The 19,250-nt window shown below is 64.5% G+C and carries 21 protein-coding genes; 15 read left to right on the top strand and 6 right to left on the bottom strand.

What is annotated here, in order from left to right:
• Window positions 1-28 precede the first annotated feature (28 nt).
• On the top strand, window positions 29-730 hold the full coding sequence (locus ACZ46K_RS07770) for a GntR family transcriptional regulator (RefSeq protein WP_464747505.1): 702 nt from the start codon (window positions 29-31) through the stop codon (window positions 728-730).
• On the opposite strand, the gene ACZ46K_RS07765 is transcribed toward ACZ46K_RS07770, so the two are convergent.
• Window positions 712-1,581 (bottom strand): LuxR C-terminal-related transcriptional regulator, encoded by an 870-nt coding sequence (locus tag ACZ46K_RS07765; protein WP_464747503.1) that lies wholly within the window; start codon window positions 1,579-1,581, stop codon window positions 712-714. The two genes, ACZ46K_RS07770 and ACZ46K_RS07765, sit on opposite strands and share 19 nt — an antisense overlap.
• 116 nt (window positions 1,582-1,697) lie before the next feature.
• On the opposite strand from ACZ46K_RS07765, the gene ACZ46K_RS07760 reads away from it, so the two are divergent.
• The 7 genes from ACZ46K_RS07760 to ACZ46K_RS07730 all read left to right on the top strand — a co-directional run bounded on the left by ACZ46K_RS07760 (window position 1,698) and on the right by ACZ46K_RS07730 (window position 7,791).
• On the top strand, window positions 1,698-3,338 hold the full coding sequence (locus ACZ46K_RS07760) for an acyl--CoA ligase family protein (RefSeq protein WP_464749260.1): 1,641 nt from the start codon (window positions 1,698-1,700) through the stop codon (window positions 3,336-3,338).
• 36 nt (window positions 3,339-3,374) lie between these two features.
• Entirely contained in the window at window positions 3,375-4,094 is a 720-nt protein-coding gene (locus ACZ46K_RS07755; RefSeq protein ID WP_054805532.1) for a TetR family transcriptional regulator, read from the top strand.
• 159 nt (window positions 4,095-4,253) lie between these two features.
• Window positions 4,254-5,411, top strand: coding sequence for an acyl-CoA dehydrogenase (locus ACZ46K_RS07750; protein WP_054805533.1), 1,158 nt, complete (start codon window positions 4,254-4,256; stop codon window positions 5,409-5,411).
• Between the two features lie 63 nt (window positions 5,412-5,474).
• Window positions 5,475-6,323, top strand: a complete 849-nt coding sequence (locus ACZ46K_RS07745; protein WP_054805534.1) for a 3-hydroxybutyryl-CoA dehydrogenase — start codon at window positions 5,475-5,477, stop codon at window positions 6,321-6,323.
• A gap of 163 nt (window positions 6,324-6,486) precedes the next feature.
• A complete protein-coding gene (locus tag ACZ46K_RS07740) occupies window positions 6,487-6,786 on the top strand; it encodes a hypothetical protein (RefSeq protein WP_378567176.1) in 300 nt (99 codons plus the stop codon).
• Window positions 6,783-7,346, top strand: a complete 564-nt coding sequence (locus ACZ46K_RS07735; RefSeq protein WP_464747500.1) for a WXG100 family type VII secretion target — start codon at window positions 6,783-6,785, stop codon at window positions 7,344-7,346. Before ACZ46K_RS07740 ends, ACZ46K_RS07735 begins: the two co-directional genes overlap by 4 nt.
• Before the next feature lie 79 nt (window positions 7,347-7,425).
• Window positions 7,426-7,791 carry a hypothetical protein gene (locus tag ACZ46K_RS07730; RefSeq protein WP_464747497.1) on the top strand — a complete coding sequence of 122 codons (366 nt, stop codon included), beginning with the start codon at window positions 7,426-7,428 and terminating at the stop codon, window positions 7,789-7,791.
• An 87-nt stretch (window positions 7,792-7,878) separates the two neighbouring features.
• Here ACZ46K_RS07730 and ACZ46K_RS07725 read toward each other — a convergent pair whose 3' ends face one another.
• Window positions 7,879-8,130 (bottom strand): hypothetical protein, encoded by a 252-nt coding sequence (locus ACZ46K_RS07725; protein WP_464747494.1) that lies wholly within the window; start codon window positions 8,128-8,130, stop codon window positions 7,879-7,881.
• Window positions 8,131-8,133: 3 nt separating this feature from the next.
• Between ACZ46K_RS07725 and ACZ46K_RS07720 the strand changes: the two genes are divergently transcribed.
• From ACZ46K_RS07720 to ACZ46K_RS07700, 5 genes are all read left to right on the top strand, one after another.
• A complete protein-coding gene (locus ACZ46K_RS07720) occupies window positions 8,134-8,757 on the top strand; it encodes a hypothetical protein (protein ID WP_464747492.1) in 624 nt (207 codons plus the stop codon).
• Window positions 8,754-9,314, top strand: a complete 561-nt coding sequence (locus ACZ46K_RS07715; protein WP_464747490.1) for an LpqN/LpqT family lipoprotein — start codon at window positions 8,754-8,756, stop codon at window positions 9,312-9,314. The genes ACZ46K_RS07720 and ACZ46K_RS07715 overlap by 4 nt, the downstream gene beginning before the upstream one ends.
• Window positions 9,315-9,986 carry a hypothetical protein gene (locus ACZ46K_RS07710; RefSeq protein WP_054805537.1) on the top strand — a complete coding sequence of 224 codons (672 nt, stop codon included), beginning with the start codon at window positions 9,315-9,317 and terminating at the stop codon, window positions 9,984-9,986.
• Window positions 9,983-10,234: a hypothetical protein gene (locus ACZ46K_RS07705; protein ID WP_054805538.1), complete on the top strand. Its 252-nt coding sequence runs from the start codon at window positions 9,983-9,985 to the stop codon at window positions 10,232-10,234. The genes ACZ46K_RS07710 and ACZ46K_RS07705 overlap by 4 nt, the downstream gene beginning before the upstream one ends.
• Before the next feature lie 368 nt (window positions 10,235-10,602).
• Window positions 10,603-13,077: an ATP-dependent Clp protease ATP-binding subunit gene (locus ACZ46K_RS07700; protein WP_464747487.1), complete on the top strand. Its 2,475-nt coding sequence runs from the start codon at window positions 10,603-10,605 to the stop codon at window positions 13,075-13,077.
• Between the two features lie 5 nt (window positions 13,078-13,082).
• Here ACZ46K_RS07700 and ACZ46K_RS07695 read toward each other — a convergent pair whose 3' ends face one another.
• From ACZ46K_RS07695 to ACZ46K_RS07685, 3 genes are read right to left on the bottom strand one after another with little or no spacing between them, the layout of a single operon-like run.
• Window positions 13,083-13,784 carry a GTP pyrophosphokinase gene (locus ACZ46K_RS07695; protein ID WP_054809722.1) on the bottom strand — a complete coding sequence of 234 codons (702 nt, stop codon included), beginning with the start codon at window positions 13,782-13,784 and terminating at the stop codon, window positions 13,083-13,085.
• Window positions 13,759-15,099: an MFS transporter gene (locus ACZ46K_RS07690; RefSeq protein ID WP_378567194.1), complete on the bottom strand. Its 1,341-nt coding sequence runs from the start codon at window positions 15,097-15,099 to the stop codon at window positions 13,759-13,761. Before ACZ46K_RS07690 ends, ACZ46K_RS07695 begins: the two co-directional genes overlap by 26 nt.
• Window positions 15,100-15,139: 40 nt before the next feature.
• A complete protein-coding gene (locus ACZ46K_RS07685; protein ID WP_054805541.1) occupies window positions 15,140-16,135 on the bottom strand; it encodes an aldo/keto reductase in 996 nt (331 codons plus the stop codon).
• A 137-nt stretch (window positions 16,136-16,272) separates the two neighbouring features.
• On the opposite strand from ACZ46K_RS07685, the gene ACZ46K_RS07680 reads away from it, so the two are divergent.
• Entirely contained in the window at window positions 16,273-16,845 is a 573-nt protein-coding gene (locus tag ACZ46K_RS07680; RefSeq protein ID WP_054805539.1) for a TIGR03086 family metal-binding protein, read from the top strand.
• 23 nt (window positions 16,846-16,868) lie between these two features.
• Complete coding sequence (gene ilvD / locus ACZ46K_RS07675) at window positions 16,869-18,575, top strand: dihydroxy-acid dehydratase (protein WP_464747485.1); 1,707 nt, start codon at window positions 16,869-16,871, stop codon at window positions 18,573-18,575.
• Window positions 18,576-18,582: 7 nt separating this feature from the next.
• Here the strand turns inward: ilvD and ACZ46K_RS07670 are convergent, their stop codons facing one another.
• Window positions 18,583-19,245, bottom strand: coding sequence for a chymotrypsin family serine protease (locus tag ACZ46K_RS07670; RefSeq protein ID WP_464749259.1), 663 nt, complete (start codon window positions 19,243-19,245; stop codon window positions 18,583-18,585).
• Window positions 19,246-19,250: the final 5 nt, after the last annotated feature.

Raw genomic sequence — 19,250 nt, 5'->3', positions numbered from 1 at the left:
ACGAATTCAGCGGAGCGGAGGGCCCAGAATGGCGTCACGGGTCAAGGCCCTGTCGATCGTCGACGCACTGACCGCGGAACTGCGGGACCGGCTGTTCTCCGGAGAACTCGCCCAGGACGACACGCTGACCGAAGCCGAGGTGGCGCGTGCCTACGAGGTGGCGCGGCCGACGGCAAAGGCCGCAATCGAGAAGCTCGTCGGCGAGGGGCTACTTCAGCGCAGTGCCCACAAGACCGCCCGCGTACCGAGCCTGGGCCCCGACGACGTCCGAGACATCTACCGCACCCGCGCGCACCTCGAATCCAGCGCGCTACGCCACCTTGCCCGCAGTTCTCGCATTCCCGAGTCTGCCGTCGCCGCCAACGACGAGATCTCGGCGATGACCGGCAATACCCCCCTGTCGATCGTCGAGCCCGATATGCGCTTCCACACCGCACTGGTGGACGCGATGGGCAGCCCTCGGACGAGCCGGATGTTCGGTTCCCTCGTCTCCGAGGTGCGACTGTGCATGGTGCAGGTTCAGGGCCAGCACCTCCTGACCACCTCGAGCATCTCCGCCGAGCACCAGCAGATTCTCGATGCGGTGGCTACCGGAGACGGCGAACTGGCGGTCGCGGTCCTGACCCAGCACCTCGGTCGCGCGCGCGAACGCCTTGTTGCGGCGCTGGGCGGAACCCCGGGCCCGGAAGCCGGACTCCCCGACCGACCGGCTCAAAGAATCAGTCCCTGACGACGCGCTTCGACAACAGCTTCGTGGCGGCCGTGCACCTCGAGTTTCGCCAGGATGTTGCGTACGTAGCTCTTGATCGTTTCGACACTCAGCGAAAGCCGTTCGGCGATCTCGGCATTGCGGCACCCCAGAGCCACATACTCGAGCACATCCCGTTCACGCGCCGTCAGATGCACCATCGGACTGCATGAATCGGCACCGCCGAGGGCCCGAAGCTTGCCCTCGATCTCCTTGAGTCGCAATTCGAGGTCCAGGTCATTCGTCACCGCCGCAATTTCGCGCAGTTCGAGGCAACTCTCGGTGACCGTGTCGGATACCGCCCGCGGCAGCCCACCCGTCGTCGGACGTTCGCCGACACTGTCGAGCAGCACCATTCGACGATCGACTTCGTCGCGGATCTCGATCTCCCGTGCCAGCGCTCGTGCCGACCGCACGAGTTGTTCGGTGACCGTGTCGCCGATGGGCAGAGGCGTCCGAAGACCGCCGTACATTGCCGCGCGGGTCCGCCCTCGCACGACGACGGGGACCGCCAGCAACGACTCGATACCTTCACTGCCGACGGGCCTGTCGTAGTCGTGGGTGATGTGCCTCGACGTGAAGTAGTCGGCGACCGCACGCGGGCGCTGTTCGGCGATCGCACGGCCCCCGAGTCCGCGTTCGGAACTGATCACGAGGTTGCGGAGAAATCGGCCGCGGGTTCCGACGTAGCCGGACAACACCAGGTCGGCGCCATCGACGGCGCCTCCGAAAAGGATGGGTAGACCGGTCGACAGCTTCAGGGAACGCAGTTCGGCGCGCAGGGTGTCGACATCGCTCGGCCGGAGCAGCTCATCTCGGTTCGCGGTACTCATTCGTCGGCCCTCCCTCACGAAACACCCTCTTTCTAGGGTAGCGGCGGCGATTCGGTGATTCGTAGCCTCCACTGAGCCCGGTGTTGCGACGATCACACGTGATGCCGACAGTCCCGATGACCCCGGAGGTTTCCGTGTCCACCGCACTCGACCGCTCTGCCGCGCTCGCCAACCACAGCCAGCTCAGCCCGCTGCGCTTTCTCGAGCGTTCGGCGTCGGTGTTCCCCGATCGCACCGCGATCATCTACGGCGACCGTCGGTACACGTATGCGGAGTTCGCCGAGGAGACCCAACGGCTCGCCCGGGTCCTGAAGAACCGGATCAAGCCCGGCGACCGCGTCGCCTACCTCACGCCGAATGTGCCCGAGACGCTCATCGCGCATTTCGCGGTGCCGCTGGCCGGCGGGGTGCTGATCGCGCTGAACTCCCGGCTCGCCGGTCCGGAGCTCGACTACATCCTGGGTCATGCGGAGGCGTCGCTGCTGTTCGTCGATTCCGAGTTCGTGGGCTCCCTCACCGACATCGATGTCCCGACGCTCACCGACATCGTCGAGATCCCGGATCCGACGGTGCCGGTACCCGAGGTTCCCGCAGGCGTGGCCACGGCACGCTATGACGAGTTCCTCGCACTCGCCGATTCGCTCGACGACAGCCCGCTGCCGTGGACCGTCGACGACGAACACGGCGTCATCACGCTCAACTACACCTCGGGCACCACCGGGAAGCCGAAGGGCGTGATGTATTCGCATCGCGGTGCCTACCTCAACTCGCTCGGCGAAACCTTCCACAACGGGTTCACCGGGCAGAGCAAGTACCTGTGGACGCTGCCGATGTTCCACTGCAACGGCTGGTGCACACCGTGGGCGGTCACCGCGGCGGCCGGTACGCACATCTGCCTGCGCGCGGTGCGGGCCGACGCCATCTGGGATGCCATCGACAACCTGGGGGTGACCAACCTGTGCGGCGCGCCCGCGGTGTGCTCGACCATCGCGAACGCCGAACAGGCGCATCCGCTCGACAGGCCCCTGCACATCACCACTGCCGGGGCACCGCCGTCGCCGACGGTGATCGCTCAGCTCGAGCAGCTGGGCATCACGGTCGTGCACGTGTACGGCCTGACCGAGGTGTACGGGCCCTACACGATCTGCGAGTACCAGGAGTCGTGGGACGACAAGTCCGGTGATGAGCGCGCGGCACTGCTGTCGCGTCAGGGCGTCGGCATGTTGCAGGCCGAAACGGCGCGGGTGGTGGACGACAACATGAACGATGTGCCCGCCGACGGCGCGACGATGGGTGAGATCGTCCTGCGCGGCAACAACGTCATGCTCGGCTACTACAAGGACCCCGACGCCACCGCGGAGGCCTTCGCAGGCGGCTGGTTCCACACAGGCGACCTCGGAGTCATGCATCCGGATGGATACATCCAGCTCAAGGACCGCGCCAAGGACATCATCATTTCCGGCGGCGAGAACATCTCGACGGTCGAGGTGGAGCAGGCGATCATGGCGCACGCCGCAGTGATCGACGTCGCGGTGGTCGGTGTCCCCGACGAGAAGTGGGGTGAGCGGCCGAAGGCGTTCGTCATTCTGAAGGACGGGCAGACTGCGACTGCCGACGACATCATCGCCCACACCCGCAGCCTGCTGGCGGGCTACAAGGTGCCCCGCGACATCGTTTTCCCGCTCGAACTGCCCCGTACGTCGACCGGAAAGATCCTCAAATTCGAACTCCGCGCTTCGGAAACCACCCGGTCCTGACGTAACTCCCACGGCCACGTTGGATACTCGATAGTTATGTCGCCCGGAACAGCCCCCGCCCGTCGTTCCGAATCAACGGGACCGGACCCCGCACAGTTCCGGGTGCACGTCGTCTCACAGGCCATCAGGCTGTTCTCACAGAACGGCTACGAGTCGACGACCGTCGAGCAGATCGCGGCGGCCGCAGGCGTCTCTCGTCGCACGTTCTTCCGACAGTTCCGCTCCAAGGAAGACGTGATCTTCGCCGATCACGAGTCGCTGCTCGAGCAGGTGTCGGAATACTTGTCGCGTGATTTCGACGATCCGTGGGCTGCTTCCTGCGACGCGGCGCAACTCGTCTTCGGTTACTTCCGCGACCGGCGGGACCTGTCGGTGTGGCGGTACCGGGTCGTGCAGCGGGTGCCGGCGCTGCGCGATCGGGAACTCGTGATGACCTACCGCTACGAGCGGTTGTTCACGGATTTTCTGCGCCAGGCGGTGCCGGGTGAGAAGCCCATCCGGATCGTGAGCTTCGCGGCTGCGGTGACCTCGGCCCACAACTTCCTGTTGCGGGCGATGATCCGCGGTGACGACACCGCGACCGCGGAGGTCCTCGACCGGGAGTTGTACGAGATCAGACGCACGTTCGGGGTGGTTCCAGGCGCCGGCCCGACCTCACCTCCTGAGGCACCGCGTGCCGTGACGGTGGTGTCCTATCCAGCGGGAATGCCCCCCGACGAGGTCGCCGAGGAAGTGCGGCGCGCCCTCGGCGGCTAAGTCCCGTACGGCACTGAATCAACCCCCAACCGTTGACCTGGCACTCAGTGCCGTGGTTAGAATTGGGCGATTCCGCGACGTTGCGCTCTCCTCCCTGGATAGGGTGGGCGCAGATCCACCACTTGGTATGGCACCGCGTGCCGATTGGAGTTCGACCTCATGGCCCTCAACGCCGATTTCGATCTGTTCAAACTCAGCGAAGAGCACGACGCCCTCCGCGAGGCGATCCGTGCACTCTCCGAGAAGGAGATCGCGCCCTACGCGAAGGACGTCGATGAGAACGCCCGCTTCCCACAGGAGGCCCTCGACGCGCTCAACAAATCCGGCTTCAACGCCATCCACGTCCCCGAGCAGTTCGACGGCCAGGGTGCCGACTCCATCGCCGCGTGCATCGTGATCGAGGAAGTCGCCCGCGTGTGTGGCTCCTCGTCGCTGATCCCGGCCGTCAACAAGCTCGGCACCATGGGCCTGATCCTGCGCGGCTCCGACGAGCTCAAGACCAAGGTCCTGCCCGATCTCGTCAACGGCGCGATGGCGTCGTACGCACTCTCCGAACGTGAGGCCGGCTCCGACGCCGCATCGATGCGGACCCGCGCGAAGGCAGACGGTGACGACTGGATCCTCAACGGCTCCAAGTGCTGGATCACCAACGGCGGCAAGTCCACCTGGTACACAGTCATGGCCGTGACCGACCCCGACAAGGGCGCCAACGGCATCTCGTCGTTCATGGTCCACAAGGACGACGAAGGCTTCGTCGTCGGACCGAAGGAGAAGAAGCTCGGCATCAAGGGCTCCCCCACCGCCGAACTGTACTTCGAGAACTGCCGTATCCCCGGCGACCGCATCGTCGGCGAGCCGGGCACCGGATTCAAGACGGCTCTCGCGACCCTCGACCACACCCGCCCCACCATCGGCGCGCAGGCCGTCGGCCTTGCCCAGGGTGCGCTCGATGCCGCGCTCGCGTACGTCAAGGATCGCAAGCAGTTCGGCCGCCCGATCTCCGACAACCAGGGCGTGCAGTTCATGCTCGCCGACATGGCCATGAAGGTCGAGGCCGCCCGCCTGATGGTCTACACCTCGGCAGCCCGCGCCGAGCGCGGCGAAGGCAACCTCGGCTTCATCTCCGCCGCCGCCAAGTGCTTCGCATCCGATGTCGCCATGGAGGTCACCACCGACGCCGTGCAGCTGTTCGGCGGCGCCGGCTACACCACGGACTTCCCGGTCGAGCGCATGATGCGCGACGCCAAGATCACGCAGATCTACGAGGGCACCAACCAGATCCAGCGCGTCGTCATGTCGCGCGCTCTGCTTCGCTGACGCAGGTCGGTTAGGTTTGGACCAGCTCGAACATCACACTGATCAGGAGTCTTCGTAGTGGCTGTGGAAAAAGTAGGCGTCATCGGCGGCGGCACCATGGGTGCCGGTATCGCAGAGGTGTGCGCGAAGGCCGGTAGCGACGTGCTCGTCAAGGAGACGACCGAGGAGTTCGCCGAAGCCGCGCGCGAACGTCTCTCCAAGTCGATCGGACGCGGCGTCAAGTCCGGCAAGATCACCCAGGAGGACGCCGACGCGATCCTCGCCCGCATCAAGGTCACGCTCGATATGAGCGAGTTCGCCGACCGCGACCTCGTCATCGAGGCAGCACCCGAGATCGAGTCGCTGAAGGCCGAGATCTTCGCCGAGCTCGACAAGGTCGTCAAGCCCGAGGGCATCCTCGCGACCAACACGTCGTCGATCCCCGTCATCAAGATGGCACAGGCGACGCAGCGTCCCGGCAAGGTCGTCGGCGTGCACTTCTTCAACCCGGTGCCGGTGATGCCTCTCGTCGAGGTCATCTCGGCGCTGACCACCGACGAGGCGTCGGCCGACACGGTGTTCGACTACGCCAAGAACACTCTCGGCAAGACGGCGGTTCGCGCGGGCGACCGCGCTGGCTTCATCGTCAACGCGCTGCTCATCCCGTACCTGTGCGACGCGGTACGGATGCTCGAATCAGGTTATGCAACAAAGGAAGACATCGACGCCGCAATGAAGGGTGGCTGTGGTTACCCGATGGGACCGCTGACGCTGCTCGACACCGTCGGCCTCGACATCGCGCTCAACGCCGCACAGTCGCTGTACGACGAGTTCGCTCAGCCGAACTATGCGCCGCCGGCGCTACTGCGTCGCATGGTCGAAGCGGGCCGTTTGGGCCGCAAGACCGGTGAGGGCTTCTACAGCTACAAGTAGCCCCCAGCAGTACAGTCGAGCCCTGTCGGCCTTTCGGGACCGGCAGGGCTCAACTCGCTTCTCTTACTCACCTTCTCGACACCAAATGCACTTCCGGCGGCCCCCACCCGCTCTGCTATCGTCACGCCCGGACACATCGGGGGATTCTGTCGGGGGGACAGTCGTGACATTGAAAGTAGATCCGCACGCGCTTCGTGCGTTCGCCGCATCCGTCAGTAGCGCAGCCGACGCCATCGGGGAATGGGATATCGGCGCTCCATACACGCACTCGCACTCAGCACTCCCCGGAACCGGTTTCAGCGACACGGGTGCGCGCGGGCACCTCGCTACGGCACAAGCGCTGGCCAACATCCGCCAGCGCCTCCTCGAAGTCACCGACATCTCGAACGGTGCGGCAGACGACTACGAGATCGCCGAGACCGACTTCGTCGCAGCACTCACTGCGATGGGTCTACCCCGGTGAGTCCTGGCGTCTCCGCCGTCAAGTCCTGGAATCCTGACGCCCTGCGGGCAACTGCCGACGCTCTCGACGCGCTCGTCGACGAACTCGACGACCGAATGAAGGGCCTGCTCAACGATCAGGACGCCCTCGCCGAGCAGTGGAAAGGCAACGCCGCCAACGCCGCCGCCCTCCGCGTCGTCCACGAACGCTCACTCGGCAGTGCCATCGCCGGCGCCCTCCTGCAGATCGCCGACGCCTACCGCATCGGCGCGCCGATGGCCGAAGGCACCCGGATGCACGTGCGTGCGCTGGCGAACGCCGCAGAACAACAATCGTTCACGGTGCACGACAACGGAATCGTCGACGCAAACGAACCAAGTCTCGCTCCTCCGAGCGCTGCTGCCATCCGGCGCGACCTACGACACCGCAGCTCTCCAACTCGAACGCCAGGCCGCCGAACTGAGTGTCGCTCTGGTCGACGCACTCCAGCAAGCCTCGGCAGCCGCCAACGACGCAACGGGTCGCATCAACAACGCAATCGCGGTGTTGGAGGACGCCACCAAGGCAGCAACACCGGGTGAAGTCGTCCGATCCGACGATGGCACGCACTCATGGGTTCCGGACTGGTCTGCCACGGCCGCGGCCTCCACCATCGGATTCATGGCCGACTCGACCAAGGAGGGGCTGAAGGCTGCAGCGCTATCCACTGGTGACGACCTTGCGCGTGGTATCGCCGGGCGCCTCGGTCCCGCTGGCGCCGCCCTGGGAGTGATCCCAGCGATCTCCAACGATATCGAAGGGGGTATGGACCCGACCCAAGCGGTTCTAACTGAATCCACCGGCGCGGCAGCAGGTCTTGCCCTTGGATCGACCCTGGGCTCAGTTGCGGGTGCAGCTGCAACCGGCAGCGCGGCGGGATCGGTCGTACCGGGCCTGGGAACGGCTGTCGGACTGGTGGTCGGTACTGCAATTGGTGCAGCAACCTCCGTCGGCGTTTCTAAGTTTCTTCAATGGGCTTGGGATTGAACCAGTACCCCGGCATCATCTTCAAACGAGTTCAGGAGTGAAATGTCCCGAAACCCGTCCCATTCGATCAGTGACCGTATTCGCTCCTCATACGAAGCGCCGTGGCCGCAACGCCTCGAAGGAACGAAACTCATCGCCGCCATTGTTGTAATCCCGTTCGCAGCAGTATTCATCCACTTCACAGTGGAAGGTGTTCAGAGAAACGAACTCGACACCGCTATCGGATTCTCGGGCTTCACCCTCCTGATTTCGACGATTGCTGGAATCGCACTCACACAAGGCGGGCTCCGCCACCTCACTGTTCCCCGCCGAATATCCCGGAATCAGAACAGAGGCCACGGAATGGGCATCCTTGTCCCTCACAAGCGAGATCTACTCATGGTCCTCCTACTGAGCAGCCTCCCCGTTGCCGCGCTTCCCGCTCTACTGCCACCCCATGAGGACCAGGGCGACCTCAGCTTGCTGGACGAGGTGTTCCTACGCATCGGTGGGCCGGTGGGTGCCGCTGTTCTCGGAATATTCTCACTCACCCTCTTCATCCTCTCTCTGATCATCCGAACGCCGACTTCCCTCGAGATCTACCCCAACGGGATTTACCTCGCTGTGCGTCGCCACATTCCCTTCTTCACGAGTACAACCGAGCAGGTCATCGAGTGGGATCACATCGAATCGATCACCCCGGCCCTCTATTCCGGCCCGAACAGCAAATCCCCCACCGGCCACCCGGTGATCAGAATCGGCGGTGTGATCGTCGACACTCGAACAGGAGAAAAGACGAGCGAACTCGACGTCCCCACGTATCGCCTCATCGGGGAGCCGAATACTGTCTACGGGTTGCTTCGCTTCTTGCAGGAGAACCCAGACCAGCGACACCTTCTGAGCGACGTTGACTCGGTTGAACTCCTGCGACCACCCCCGTTGCTCGAACGTTTCCGAATCTCCCGATCCACGGAGCCGACGTCATGAGTCCACCGGATTCAGCCCCGAGAACCCTCCGCACATACCTCGAAAGTCACGAAGTCGAGCTCATTGCCTGCTCTCCCGATGAGCCCAGGCACCCGCATGTCACGATCCCGACTCCGGCCGGGTGGATCCCTGTTCCCAACGAAATGTTCCCCCACGCACACACGGTCCTCGTCGCACCCGAACATACGGAAAACGAATGGACACCCAACGCGGTGCTGCTCCATGGCCGCCTCTCACGTTGGCGCCCCACCGACGAGCTCCTCCGCATCGCCGCATCCGACTGTCGCTCACTTCCGCAATGGTCCGAACTTCACTTCGACACCGACGACTTCGATTCCCATCGCTCGGTTGTCACGCGAGGCGTCTACCACGTCGGCGATGCCTGGTTCGACGCGACAACTCGATTTCTCGTCGTCGACGCCGAATACGACCGGTACTTGACCCAGCTGACGGTAACCACCCGCGCTCACCCCGAAGCGAGACCGGCCTCCGATACATCGACTATTCACAACGAGTTGACAGTTGTGCTGGATATGCCTCGCCGAGCGGACCGATAGATGCCCGGACACGACACGGTTCATGCCGAGGCCATGCCCATCCCCACCTGGCCTCAGCGCTTCCGCCCCTTCAGTTTTGCGGCAGGCTCGGCACTCACTTGCGGTTTCCTCTTCGTCGCATACCACGTACCCGAATTGCTTTCGGACGACGATATCGGAATCCGGTGGTTGACAATCACCAACACCATTCTCTTCGCGTTGATATCACTGTGGATATTCGAGTACTCCGGATTCTCCTCGATGGGACTGAGCCGCCGGATCACAACGCACGCGGATACCGAGCACGGTCGCGGCATCGAAATACCCACGGGGAGCACAACGCTCCTATCGGCCTGTGCGATTGCAGCATTGGTGACACCAACCGGCGCTGTCATGATCTACGCCGTGGTGACACACGCGGACGCAGTCTTGATTCCGCGCGACGAAGTGGCTGAGCATGTTCCGTTCATCGCCTTGACCGCCGTCTCGACACTGGTGATCGCACTGCTTCCACTGAGGATCCGAGGCACCACCGTGCTGCAGGTGTACGAGGACGGAATCCGACGTCGCGTGACGATCCGCAGGCTCCGGTTGCACAAGTACGACACCTTCGTGAAGTGGGACGACATCGAGGATGTCGCGGCCGACGTCTTCCTCGTCCACACAAAGGGCCCACCATCTGCAATCCGATGATCCGACTCCGCGTGCCCGGCCCGGTACCCACCGTGAAGCTTGTGCCGTTCGACGAGGAGAACGAGGTGGCCATCAGTGCGTATGCACTCGTCGCAGAACCCAACATGCTCATCGAGCTGATCCGTCGATTGCACATTCGGCCGGAAGATCGGCACCTCGTCGCTCAGCGCGATGCCGTCGAACTTCTCCGACCCCTCCCGCTGCGTGATCGCTTCCGAGCCGCACGCGGAGTGAAGACCCCGTGGTAGTTCGCGATCGCCGCCTTCGACTCACTGTCACAGTTGGTCCGCCGTGGCCGCAGGACTTTGCCGCGCAACCAGATACACCTAAGACGGACAGATACGATCCGAAATCGCTGTATTTGTCCGAATCTATTGTGTCAGCATTTGTCCGAAACTGTTGTGTCAGCGTCCGACCGCTACCCGAAAGACTCGACCCGATTCGCCGACCCGCACACAAATCGTAGGTTCGGAGGCTACGATCGAACTCATTGGTCGGCACGTATCTGTTGCCGGCGCGGCGGAGTATGTCTCCGCAAATAATTTGTGCCGCAACGTAGGTGCGTGCTGCACCTCCTGCGGAAGCCGATATTCAGGGTCAACCCCGTGGAGTGACAATGACCGACAACTGGCTTTCTCGCGATCCTTTCGACGATATCTTCGACCGCTTCTTCAGCTCCGGCGGACTCCGTCAACCGCAGGTGCAACGGGTGGATCTGAGCCGGTTGCTCAACGACGATGCGAAACAATTGGTCTCCGAGGCCAGGAAGGCAGCCACGGAGTGGGGCAGTGCGGAGCTGACCCCCGAACATCTTCTGTATGCCGCCACACTCAACGACCCGACTCGCGGCGTGATCAGTGGTCTGGGTCTGGATCCCGATGCGGTCGCAGAGCAGATGCGCTCCCTTGCCGGAGACGAAGGCGAAGGCAGCGACGGTGAGCAGGTCACGCTCAGTCCTGCGACCAAACGTGCCCTGAGAGTCGCCCAGCAGCAGGCCGGACAGTCCGGCATCAGCTACATAGGTCCCGAACACATCCTCTACGGCATTGCCGCGAACAGCGAGAACCCGGCTGCTCACGCGCTGGCGGGCGCCAAGCTCGATACCGGCGGTCGGCGCGACACATCACAGAGCACGACGCCCACACTCGACGAGTACGGCAGAGATCTGACCGCAGAAGCTCGCGCGGGCAACGTGGACCCTGTGGTCGGGCGCGCCGACGAGATCGCGCAGACCATCGAGATCCTCTCCCGTCGGCGAAAGAACAATCCGGTCCTGATCGGTGATCCCGGCGTGGGCAAAACCGCGATCGTGGAGGGTTTGGCGCAGCGAATCGTCAACGGAGACGTACCGTCGACGCTGGCCGATCGACGCGTCGTCGCTCTCGACGTCGGTTCGCTGGTCGCGGGGAGCAAGTATCGCGGCGAGTTCGAGGAGCGGTTGACGAAGATCCTCGACGAGGTTCGCGAACATTCCGACGAGTTGATCCTCTTCATAGACGAGTTGCACACGATCGTCGGCGCGGGCAGTGGCGGCGAAGGTTCGATGGATGCCGGCAATCTCCTCAAGCCGGCCCTCGCGCGCGGAGAGTTGCACGCGGTCGGCGCGACCACGATCGACGAATACCGTCGCTACATCGAGAAGGACGCGGCGCTCGAACGGCGGTTCCAGCCGGTGATGGTGTCCGAGCCTTCGGTCGACGACACCATCGAAATTCTGCGCGGCCTGATCGATGTCTACGAAGAACACCACCAGGTGCACTACACGGACGAAGCGCTGGTGGCCGCTGCGGAGCTGTCCGATCGGTACATCACGGACCGGTTCATGCCCGACAAGGCGATCGACCTGGTCGACCAGGCGGGCGCACGTGTAAGGCTGCGAACCAAGACTCCCGACGCGGATACTCGTTCGCAAGAGGACGAACTGGCGCGCCTCGAACGCGAGAAGGACACCGCGGTCGCGGCTGAGGACTACGCCAAAGCCGGCGAGTTGAAGGACGAGATCGCAGCCCTCGAAGAGCGCGTCGGCGCGAGCGGCTCAGTGTCGACGCCGCAGGTCGAGGTCGTCGACATTGCCGAAGTGATCTCCCGACAGACAGGCATCCCGGTCTCCGAACTGACGGCCGAAGAACGCCAACGGCTTCTGGAACTCGAGGGCGTACTCCACGCTCGCGTGGTCGGGCAGGAGCAAGCAGTCACAGCAGTGGCCGAAGCGGTGCGGAGGGCGCGCGCAGGTCTGTCCGACCCGAACAGGCCGATCGGATCGTTCCTGTTCCTCGGCCCTACCGGGGTCGGCAAGACCGAACTCGCGAAGGCGCTTGCTGCGGCCGTATTCGGTGATGAGGACCGGATGATTCGCTTCGATATGAGCGAATTCCAGGAGAAGCACACCGTCTCCCGTCTGGTCGGAGCTCCCCCGGGCTACGTCGGGTACGAAGAGGCCGGGCAACTCACGGACAAGGTTCGCCGTCAGCCGTACTCGGTGATCCTGTTCGACGAGATCGAGAAGGCGCACACCGATGTGTTCAACGTGCTTCTTCAGCTCCTCGACGACGGCCATGTCACCGACGCGCAAGGCCGCACGGTGGATTTCAAGAACACCATCGTCATCCTCACCAGCAACATCGGGTCCGACCTCATTCTTGCCGACACCAGCGGCGACATCGAGACCCTGACCCCGAAGTTGATGGAGCGACTGCACTCCCATTTCCGGCCCGAGTTCCTCAACCGTATCGATGAGACGGTGGTGTTCCATCGACTCGACAAGGAACAGCTGCGCGAGATAGTCGACTTGATCCTCAACGGGACCCGGCGACGGTTGCGAGGACAGGACATCGATCTGGAAATCACCGAGAGCGCGGTCGACTGGCTGGTGGATACCGGGTTCGCACCGGAGTTCGGTGCCCGCCCGTTGCGGCGGACCGTCCAGAAGGAACTCGACAACAGGCTGTCGAACCTGCTGCTTGCGGGAACGCTCGGTGCGGGAGACACGGTGCGCATCGACGCCGGTACCGACGGTCTCATCATCGAGACGGTCGCCGGAAAGGATGATGACGCCGCGGGCCCCGGTGACGGCTCGGCGCCGGAGGAGTGAACGCCTCAGTCCTCGCGCGCCCCGTGCACTCGGCCGTGAAGTGCTTCCATCTTCAGGTCGAGGTCGCGGGCCGTCTCGGCGGCGATACGGAGCTCTTCGCGTAGTTCGTCCGGCACCGCGCGGTCGTGCTTGTAGTAGATCTTGTGCTCGAGGCTCGCCCAGAAGTCCATCGCGACCGTGCGGATCTGGAGTTCGACATACACGGACTCGACCCTGTCCGACATGAACACGGGAATCTCGACGATGACGTGGACGCTGCGATACCCGTTCGGTTTGGGCTCGGCGATGTAGTCCTCGATCTCGACAACGGTGACGTCGCCCTGGCGCGTGATCATGTCCATGATGCGGTAGACGTCGGACGTGAAGCTGCACGTGATGCGGATACCGGCGATGTCGCGGACATATTCGCGAACACCCTCGATCGTCTGCGGCGACCCCTTCCGGCGAGCCTTCGCAATGATCGACTCGGGCGACTTGAGACGCGACTTGACGTGCTCGATCGGGTTGTAGTCGCGGGCATAGGTGAACTCGTCGCGCAAGATGTTGATCTTGGTCATCATCTCGTCGATGCCGAACTTGTAGACCATCAGAAATCGAGTGAGGTCGCTCTTCAGATCCCGAAGCGGGACCGGCAGCGATGAGGAGATGTCCTCGGGTTCGTCAGGTAGGGGTACACCCTGTTCAGGGTCGTCCACCGTCGTTGTCACTCGGTTCCTCCTCGATGTGTTCCACCACCGAGTCTGCCAGCTTCTCTCGAGGAGGCTCGTTCCTCGCACTCAGGATCTGCCGCAAAGTGCGCGGATGCACACCTGCTTCGCGACGTGCCTTTTTTCTGGTGATCAGCACTCCTACCAGCGCGATAACCCAGATCGGGTACTGCGCGAGCCAGGCAACCCGGAACGAGTCGAAGCCGTAACCGCCGAAACTGTCGAGTAGGACACCCATCGTCTGGACGACCAGCAACGTCGCAAGGAAGCCACCGATGTTGACGATGCCTTGAGCGGTGCCGAGCGCGGTGGTCGGGTTGAAGGTGCGCGCGTAATCGAAGCCGACCATCGACCCCGGGCCTCCGACGGAGATCACGATGATGAGCAGGACCAGCAGCCAGATCGGTGCGGGACCGGGCAAGGAGAGCACTACCGTCCAGGCGGTCGCGCACGCCACGATGATCGACAGCACGAGCCAGGATCGGTGGTTCGGGTAGCGCCCGGTGAGGACACCGAGAATCGGGCCGGCAGCGATCGCGGTGGCCACCGACACCGTGAGCATCGAACCGGCAGCCGCAGGCGAGAGCCCCTGCGCGGATTCGAGGTACGGCACACCCCACATCAACGCGAATGTGGTCACCGAGAACTGGGTGCCCATGTGTGTGAAGAACCCGAGCCGCGTCCCCGGCCGGCGCCATACGACACCGATCTGGCCGAGCACGTTGCGCAACCCCGCGGGCGGGACCTCCATCCGTTCCCCGGACGGAGTGTCCCGGATGATCCCGACCGCCAGGACACATGCAAGGATTCCCAATGCCGCGGCACTGGCGTACGCAGCTGTCCAGCCCTGGCCGGACAGGATGAGCACGAACGGCACGGCCGACAGCACCTGCCCGAGCTGGCCGAGGATGCCTGTCAACTGCGACACCACCGGAACCCTGCGCGGAGCGAACCACACCGGGACGAGCCGCAGCACCGAGACGAACGTCAGTGCGTCGCCCACTCCGACGAACACACGACCCGCGTACGCGATCGGCAGCGAGTCGGTGGTCGCGAGCACGAGTTGGGCCACCGCCATGATGACGGCACCCAGTGCGATCATCTTGCGTGAGCCGAACCGGTCGAGCAGGACCCCGGCCGGAATCTGCATGCCCGCGTACACGATGAGCTGCAGCACCACGAACCCGGACAACACGGACGGGGCGATGTCGAAACGCTCGGTCGCGGCCAGGCCCGAAACGCCGAAGGTCGTGCGATGAAGGACGGCGACCAGGTAGGCGAAGACACCGACACCCCAGACCAGCCATGACCTCATGAGATACACACGATACGCCGGATTTCGTTAGATCAGGTAACTACTCGCGACCGAGCGACACCCAGGTCGGGTCCGAGGCCCGCTCACCGACCACCTCACCTGCAAGGGCGTCGAGACGCGCAACCTGCTCGTCCGACAACGTCACGTCGACAGCGCCCGCGTTCTCGGTGACACGCGCAGCGAACCGGGTACCGGGGATCGACACCGACGGCAGACCGAACGCGCGAGCCTTCGCATCGAGCCACGCCAGAGCAACCTGCGCGACGGTCGCGTCGGCCTCATCGGCGACCGCGCGCACCCTCGCACGCACCTCCAGGTTCGCGGGAAGCGCGTCTGCGCCGAAACGCGGGAACCGGTGACGCAGGTCGCCGTCGCCCATCCGCCCCGGATCGAACGCATCGGTCAACAAACCTCGGCTGACCGGCGAGAACGGAACGAAGCCGATCCCGAGCTCGGCAGCAGTCGGCACCACGTTGCGTTCCACATCGCGCGAGATGATGCTCCACTCCGACTGGATCGCGGCGATCGGATGCACGGCGTGCGCGCGGCGCAGCTCATCGCGGGTCGCTTCCGACAGACCGAGGTGGCGTACCTTCCCCGCCTCGACGAGCTCGGCCATTGCGCCGACGGTCTCCTCGATCGGAACCTCGGGGTCGACACGGTGCAGGTAGTACAGATCCACTACGTCCACACCGAGCCGCTGGAGTGACTCGTCGATTGCCTCATGCACGTAGTCGGGGCGCCCGTTGATCCCCCGGTTGCCGTTAGTCGGATTGCCGATGAGCCCGAACTTCGTCGCGAGCTGCACCTCGTCGCGACGCTCGCTCAGAACCTTTCCCACGACCTGTTCGCTGACACCGTTCCCGTAGATGTTCGCCGTATCGATGAAGGTGACGCCGATTTCGACCGCGTGATGCAGCGTCGCGAGCGCCTCCCCGGGATCGACCGGTCCGTACACCGGAGCGACGGACATCGCTCCGTAGCCCTGGGCGCTGACGGTGAGCCCGGGTGCGAGTTCGACGGCGGGTACGGTCATCTGCGGATTCTCCTCGAAAGTCGGCGGCACTCGTGCTCTTCGCGCACGGCACGCCTGTCGATCCTTCCGTACATCGGCGCGCCGCGCAGGATTCCGAATCACCATGATCGAAACTATGCCGCGCCTACGCTGGGTTCATGGCGATCGACTGGCTCGAACTGCAACGCACCGCACGACGCGAATTCGACACCCGCCTCGCGCACATCACCGACTGGTCCGCTCCCACTCCCGATACAGAGTGGACCGTCGCCGACCTCGTACGACACGTGGTCGACGAACAGCGGTGGGTCGCGCCCATTCTCGAAGGACGCACCCTCGCGGATGCGGAGGCCACGCTCGAACCGATCCGCGACGACCTCGCCGCAGAGTGGCATCGGTACGCGGAGGAAGCCACCGCAGCGTGGGCCTCCACTCCGCTCGATGCGCCGGTGCATCTGTCCTACGGCACCGTCCCGTGCCTCCATTACCTCGAGCAACAGGTCGGCGACATCACCGTGCACACCTGGGACCTGGCACGCGCCGTGGGTGGCGGCGACCATCTCCATCCAAGACTGGTCGAAGCCGTGTGGGCCGACCTGCAACCTCAGCGTGACATGCTCGCATCGAGCGGATTGTTCGGACCACCCGTGCCGATCCCCGACGACGCTCCCGTGCAGGACCGGTTGATCGCTCTCACCGGTCGCGACCCCCGAGCGGAACCGAGCGCGTGAACGACACGAACCGAAGGAGCACCATGAACGACCGGCCCACCGACATCGACATCAAACCCCGCAGCCGCGATGTCACCGACGGCATGGAGAAGACTGCGTCGCGCGGGATGCTGCGCGCCGTCGGGATGGGCGACGACGATTGGGCCAAGCCGCAGATCGGTGTGGCCTCGTCGTGGAACGAGATCACGCCCTGCAACCTGTCGCTGGACCGTCTCGCCCAGTCCGTGAAGGACGGTGTGCACGCGGCCGGCGGATATCCGCTCGAGTTCGGAACCATCTCCGTCTCCGACGGCATCTCGATGGGCCACGAGGGTATGCACTTCTCCCTCGTCTCCCGCGAAGTGATCGCCGACAGCGTCGAGACGGTCATGCAGGCCGAGCGTCTCGACGGATCGGTGCTGCTCGCCGGGTGCGACAAGTCGCTGCCCGGGATGCTCATGGCCGCTGCGCGCCTCGATCTCGCGTCGGTGTTCCTGTACGCGGGGTCGATCCTCCCCGGCGTCGCGAAGCTGTCCGACGGCACGGAACGCGACGTGACGATCATCGACGCGTTCGAAGCGGTCGGCGCGTGTGCGCGTGGGCTGATGTCCGAAGCCGATCTGGGCGCGATCGAACGGGCCATCTGCCCTGGAGAGGGCGCATGCGGCGGAATGTACACGGCGAACACCATGGCCAGCGCCGCAGAAGCGCTCGGTATGTCGCTGCCGGGCAGCGCGTCACCACCGGCCACCGATCGTCGTCGCGACGGGTTCGCGCGTCGCAGCGGGCAGTCCGTCGTCGAAATGCTTCGGCGCGGAATCACCGCCTCCGACATCCTCACCAAAGAAGCGTTCGAGAACGCGATCGCGGTGGTGATGGCGTTCGGCGGATCCACCAACGCGGTGTTGCATCTTCTCGCGATCGCCCATGAGGCCGACGTCGATCTGACGCTCGACGACTTCGTGCGGGTCGGCGCCCGCGTCCCGCACCTCGCAGACGTGAAACCCTTCGGCAGGCACGTGATGAAGGACGTCGACCACATCGGCGGTGTTCCGGTGATCATGAAGGCACTGCTCGACGCCGGTCTGCTGCACGGCGACTGTCTCACCGTCACCGGCGCGACCGTGGCCGAGAATCTCGCCGGGATCGCACCGCCCGACCCCGACGGGAAAGTGCTGCGTGCGCTCAGCAATCCGATTCATCCCACCGGCGGTATCACAATCCTGCGCGGCTCTCTCGCACCGGGCGGTGCGGTGGTGAAGTCCGCGGGCTTCGACGAGTCGGTGTTCGAGGGCACCGCGCGGGTGTTCGAACGCGAACGCGCCGCGATGGATGCGCTCGAGGACGGCACCATCACGGCGGGCGACGTCGTCGTCATCCGGTACGAAGGCCCGAAGGGCGGCCCGGGGATGCGTGAGATGCTCGCGATCACCGGCGCCATCAAGGGCGCAGGTCTCGGCAAGGATGTCCTGCTGCTCACCGACGGGCGATTCTCCGGCGGCACCACCGGCCTGTGCGTCGGGCATGTTGCGCCCGAGGCCGTCGACGGCGGCCCCATCGCGTTCGTGCGTGACGGCGACCGGATCAGGCTCGATGTCGCCAACGGCCTGCTCGAGGTGCTGGTGGACGAGGCAGAAATGGCGACGCGACGGCAGGGCTGGGAGCCACTGCCGCCGCGCTACACCAAGGGTGTACTGGCGAAGTACACGAAACTCGTCGGGTCCGCATCGCAGGGCGCTGTGTGCGGATGACCTCCGGTCAGATCGGCCGGAACCCTGCTCCGGCGCCACCGCGCGCATTGATGTCGGCCATGATCACGTCGATGTTCGTGCCGACCTCGGGGCCGACGCACGGTGCCAGCAGGTAGGCGTTGACCATCGCGACCAGGGTGGTACCGACGACCAGCGGTGCACCCGAATCGCCCTCGATGACGCAGACCTGCGTCCATGTCTCCTGAGCACCGAAGACGTCGCCCCACACGATCCCGCAGGTGTTGCCGGTGGTCCGGCCTTCCTTGCAGGCGATGTTCGGGAATCCGGCGGGGGTACCGAGCCCGGTGATGGTCACGTTGCCGACGCGGTTGACCGGAGTGACCTTGTCGCCGTAGAACTCGATGACCGCGTAATCGAGGGTCTCGTTGGTCGACACGATGCGGCCCAGCGTTCCGGCGTCCATGGCGAACTCGGACTTGACCGTCATGCCCGGGTCGCCGCAGTGCGCGGCCGTGAGTCCGACGAGCCGACCGGCCGCGTCGTGTCCGATCGTGGTGAGCGTGCAGTCGTACATGCTCTCGTCACCGTTGCCGAGCGTGATGCCCGATCCGCCGCCGAGCACTACGGGAGGGGCTGCCGTGGCCACCGCCGCGCCGCTGCCGACCAAGGCAATCGCGGTTGCGAATACCACAGCAAGTCTTCTGAACATCATGC

The sequence above is a fragment of the Rhodococcus sp. JCM 9793 genome (assembly GCF_055380405.1).
Note: the sequence above shows the minus strand (reverse complement) of the source record. Positions and strands in the feature narration are given on the sequence as shown.

Coding starts and splice junctions, on each gene's coding strand:
- ACZ46K_RS07760 (WP_464749260.1), top strand. CDS start 1,698: ATGACCCCGGAGGTTTCCGTGTCCACCGCACTCGACCGCTCTGCCGCG.
- ACZ46K_RS07755 (WP_054805532.1), top strand. CDS start 3,375: ATGTCGCCCGGAACAGCCCCCGCCCGTCGTTCCGAATCAACGGGACCG.
- ACZ46K_RS07690 (WP_378567194.1), bottom strand. CDS start 15,099: ATGAGGTCATGGCTGGTCTGGGGTGTCGGTGTCTTCGCCTACCTGGTC.
- ACZ46K_RS07670 (WP_464749259.1), bottom strand. CDS start 19,245: ATGTTCAGAAGACTTGCTGTGGTATTCGCAACCGCGATTGCCTTGGTC.
- ACZ46K_RS07710 (WP_054805537.1), top strand. CDS start 9,315: ATGCCCGGACACGACACGGTTCATGCCGAGGCCATGCCCATCCCCACC.
- ACZ46K_RS07715 (WP_464747490.1), top strand. CDS start 8,754: ATGAGTCCACCGGATTCAGCCCCGAGAACCCTCCGCACATACCTCGAA.
- ACZ46K_RS07680 (WP_054805539.1), top strand. CDS start 16,273: ATGGCGATCGACTGGCTCGAACTGCAACGCACCGCACGACGCGAATTC.
- ACZ46K_RS07770 (WP_464747505.1), top strand. CDS start 29: ATGGCGTCACGGGTCAAGGCCCTGTCGATCGTCGACGCACTGACCGCG.
- ilvD (WP_464747485.1), top strand. CDS start 16,869: ATGAACGACCGGCCCACCGACATCGACATCAAACCCCGCAGCCGCGAT.
- ACZ46K_RS07700 (WP_464747487.1), top strand. CDS start 10,603: ATGACCGACAACTGGCTTTCTCGCGATCCTTTCGACGATATCTTCGAC.
- ACZ46K_RS07765 (WP_464747503.1), bottom strand. CDS start 1,581: ATGAGTACCGCGAACCGAGATGAGCTGCTCCGGCCGAGCGATGTCGAC.
- ACZ46K_RS07730 (WP_464747497.1), top strand. CDS start 7,426: ATGGCCGACTCGACCAAGGAGGGGCTGAAGGCTGCAGCGCTATCCACT.
- ACZ46K_RS07685 (WP_054805541.1), bottom strand. CDS start 16,135: ATGACCGTACCCGCCGTCGAACTCGCACCCGGGCTCACCGTCAGCGCC.
- ACZ46K_RS07705 (WP_054805538.1), top strand. CDS start 9,983: ATGATCCGACTCCGCGTGCCCGGCCCGGTACCCACCGTGAAGCTTGTG.
- ACZ46K_RS07720 (WP_464747492.1), top strand. CDS start 8,134: ATGGGCATCCTTGTCCCTCACAAGCGAGATCTACTCATGGTCCTCCTA.
- ACZ46K_RS07750 (WP_054805533.1), top strand. CDS start 4,254: ATGGCCCTCAACGCCGATTTCGATCTGTTCAAACTCAGCGAAGAGCAC.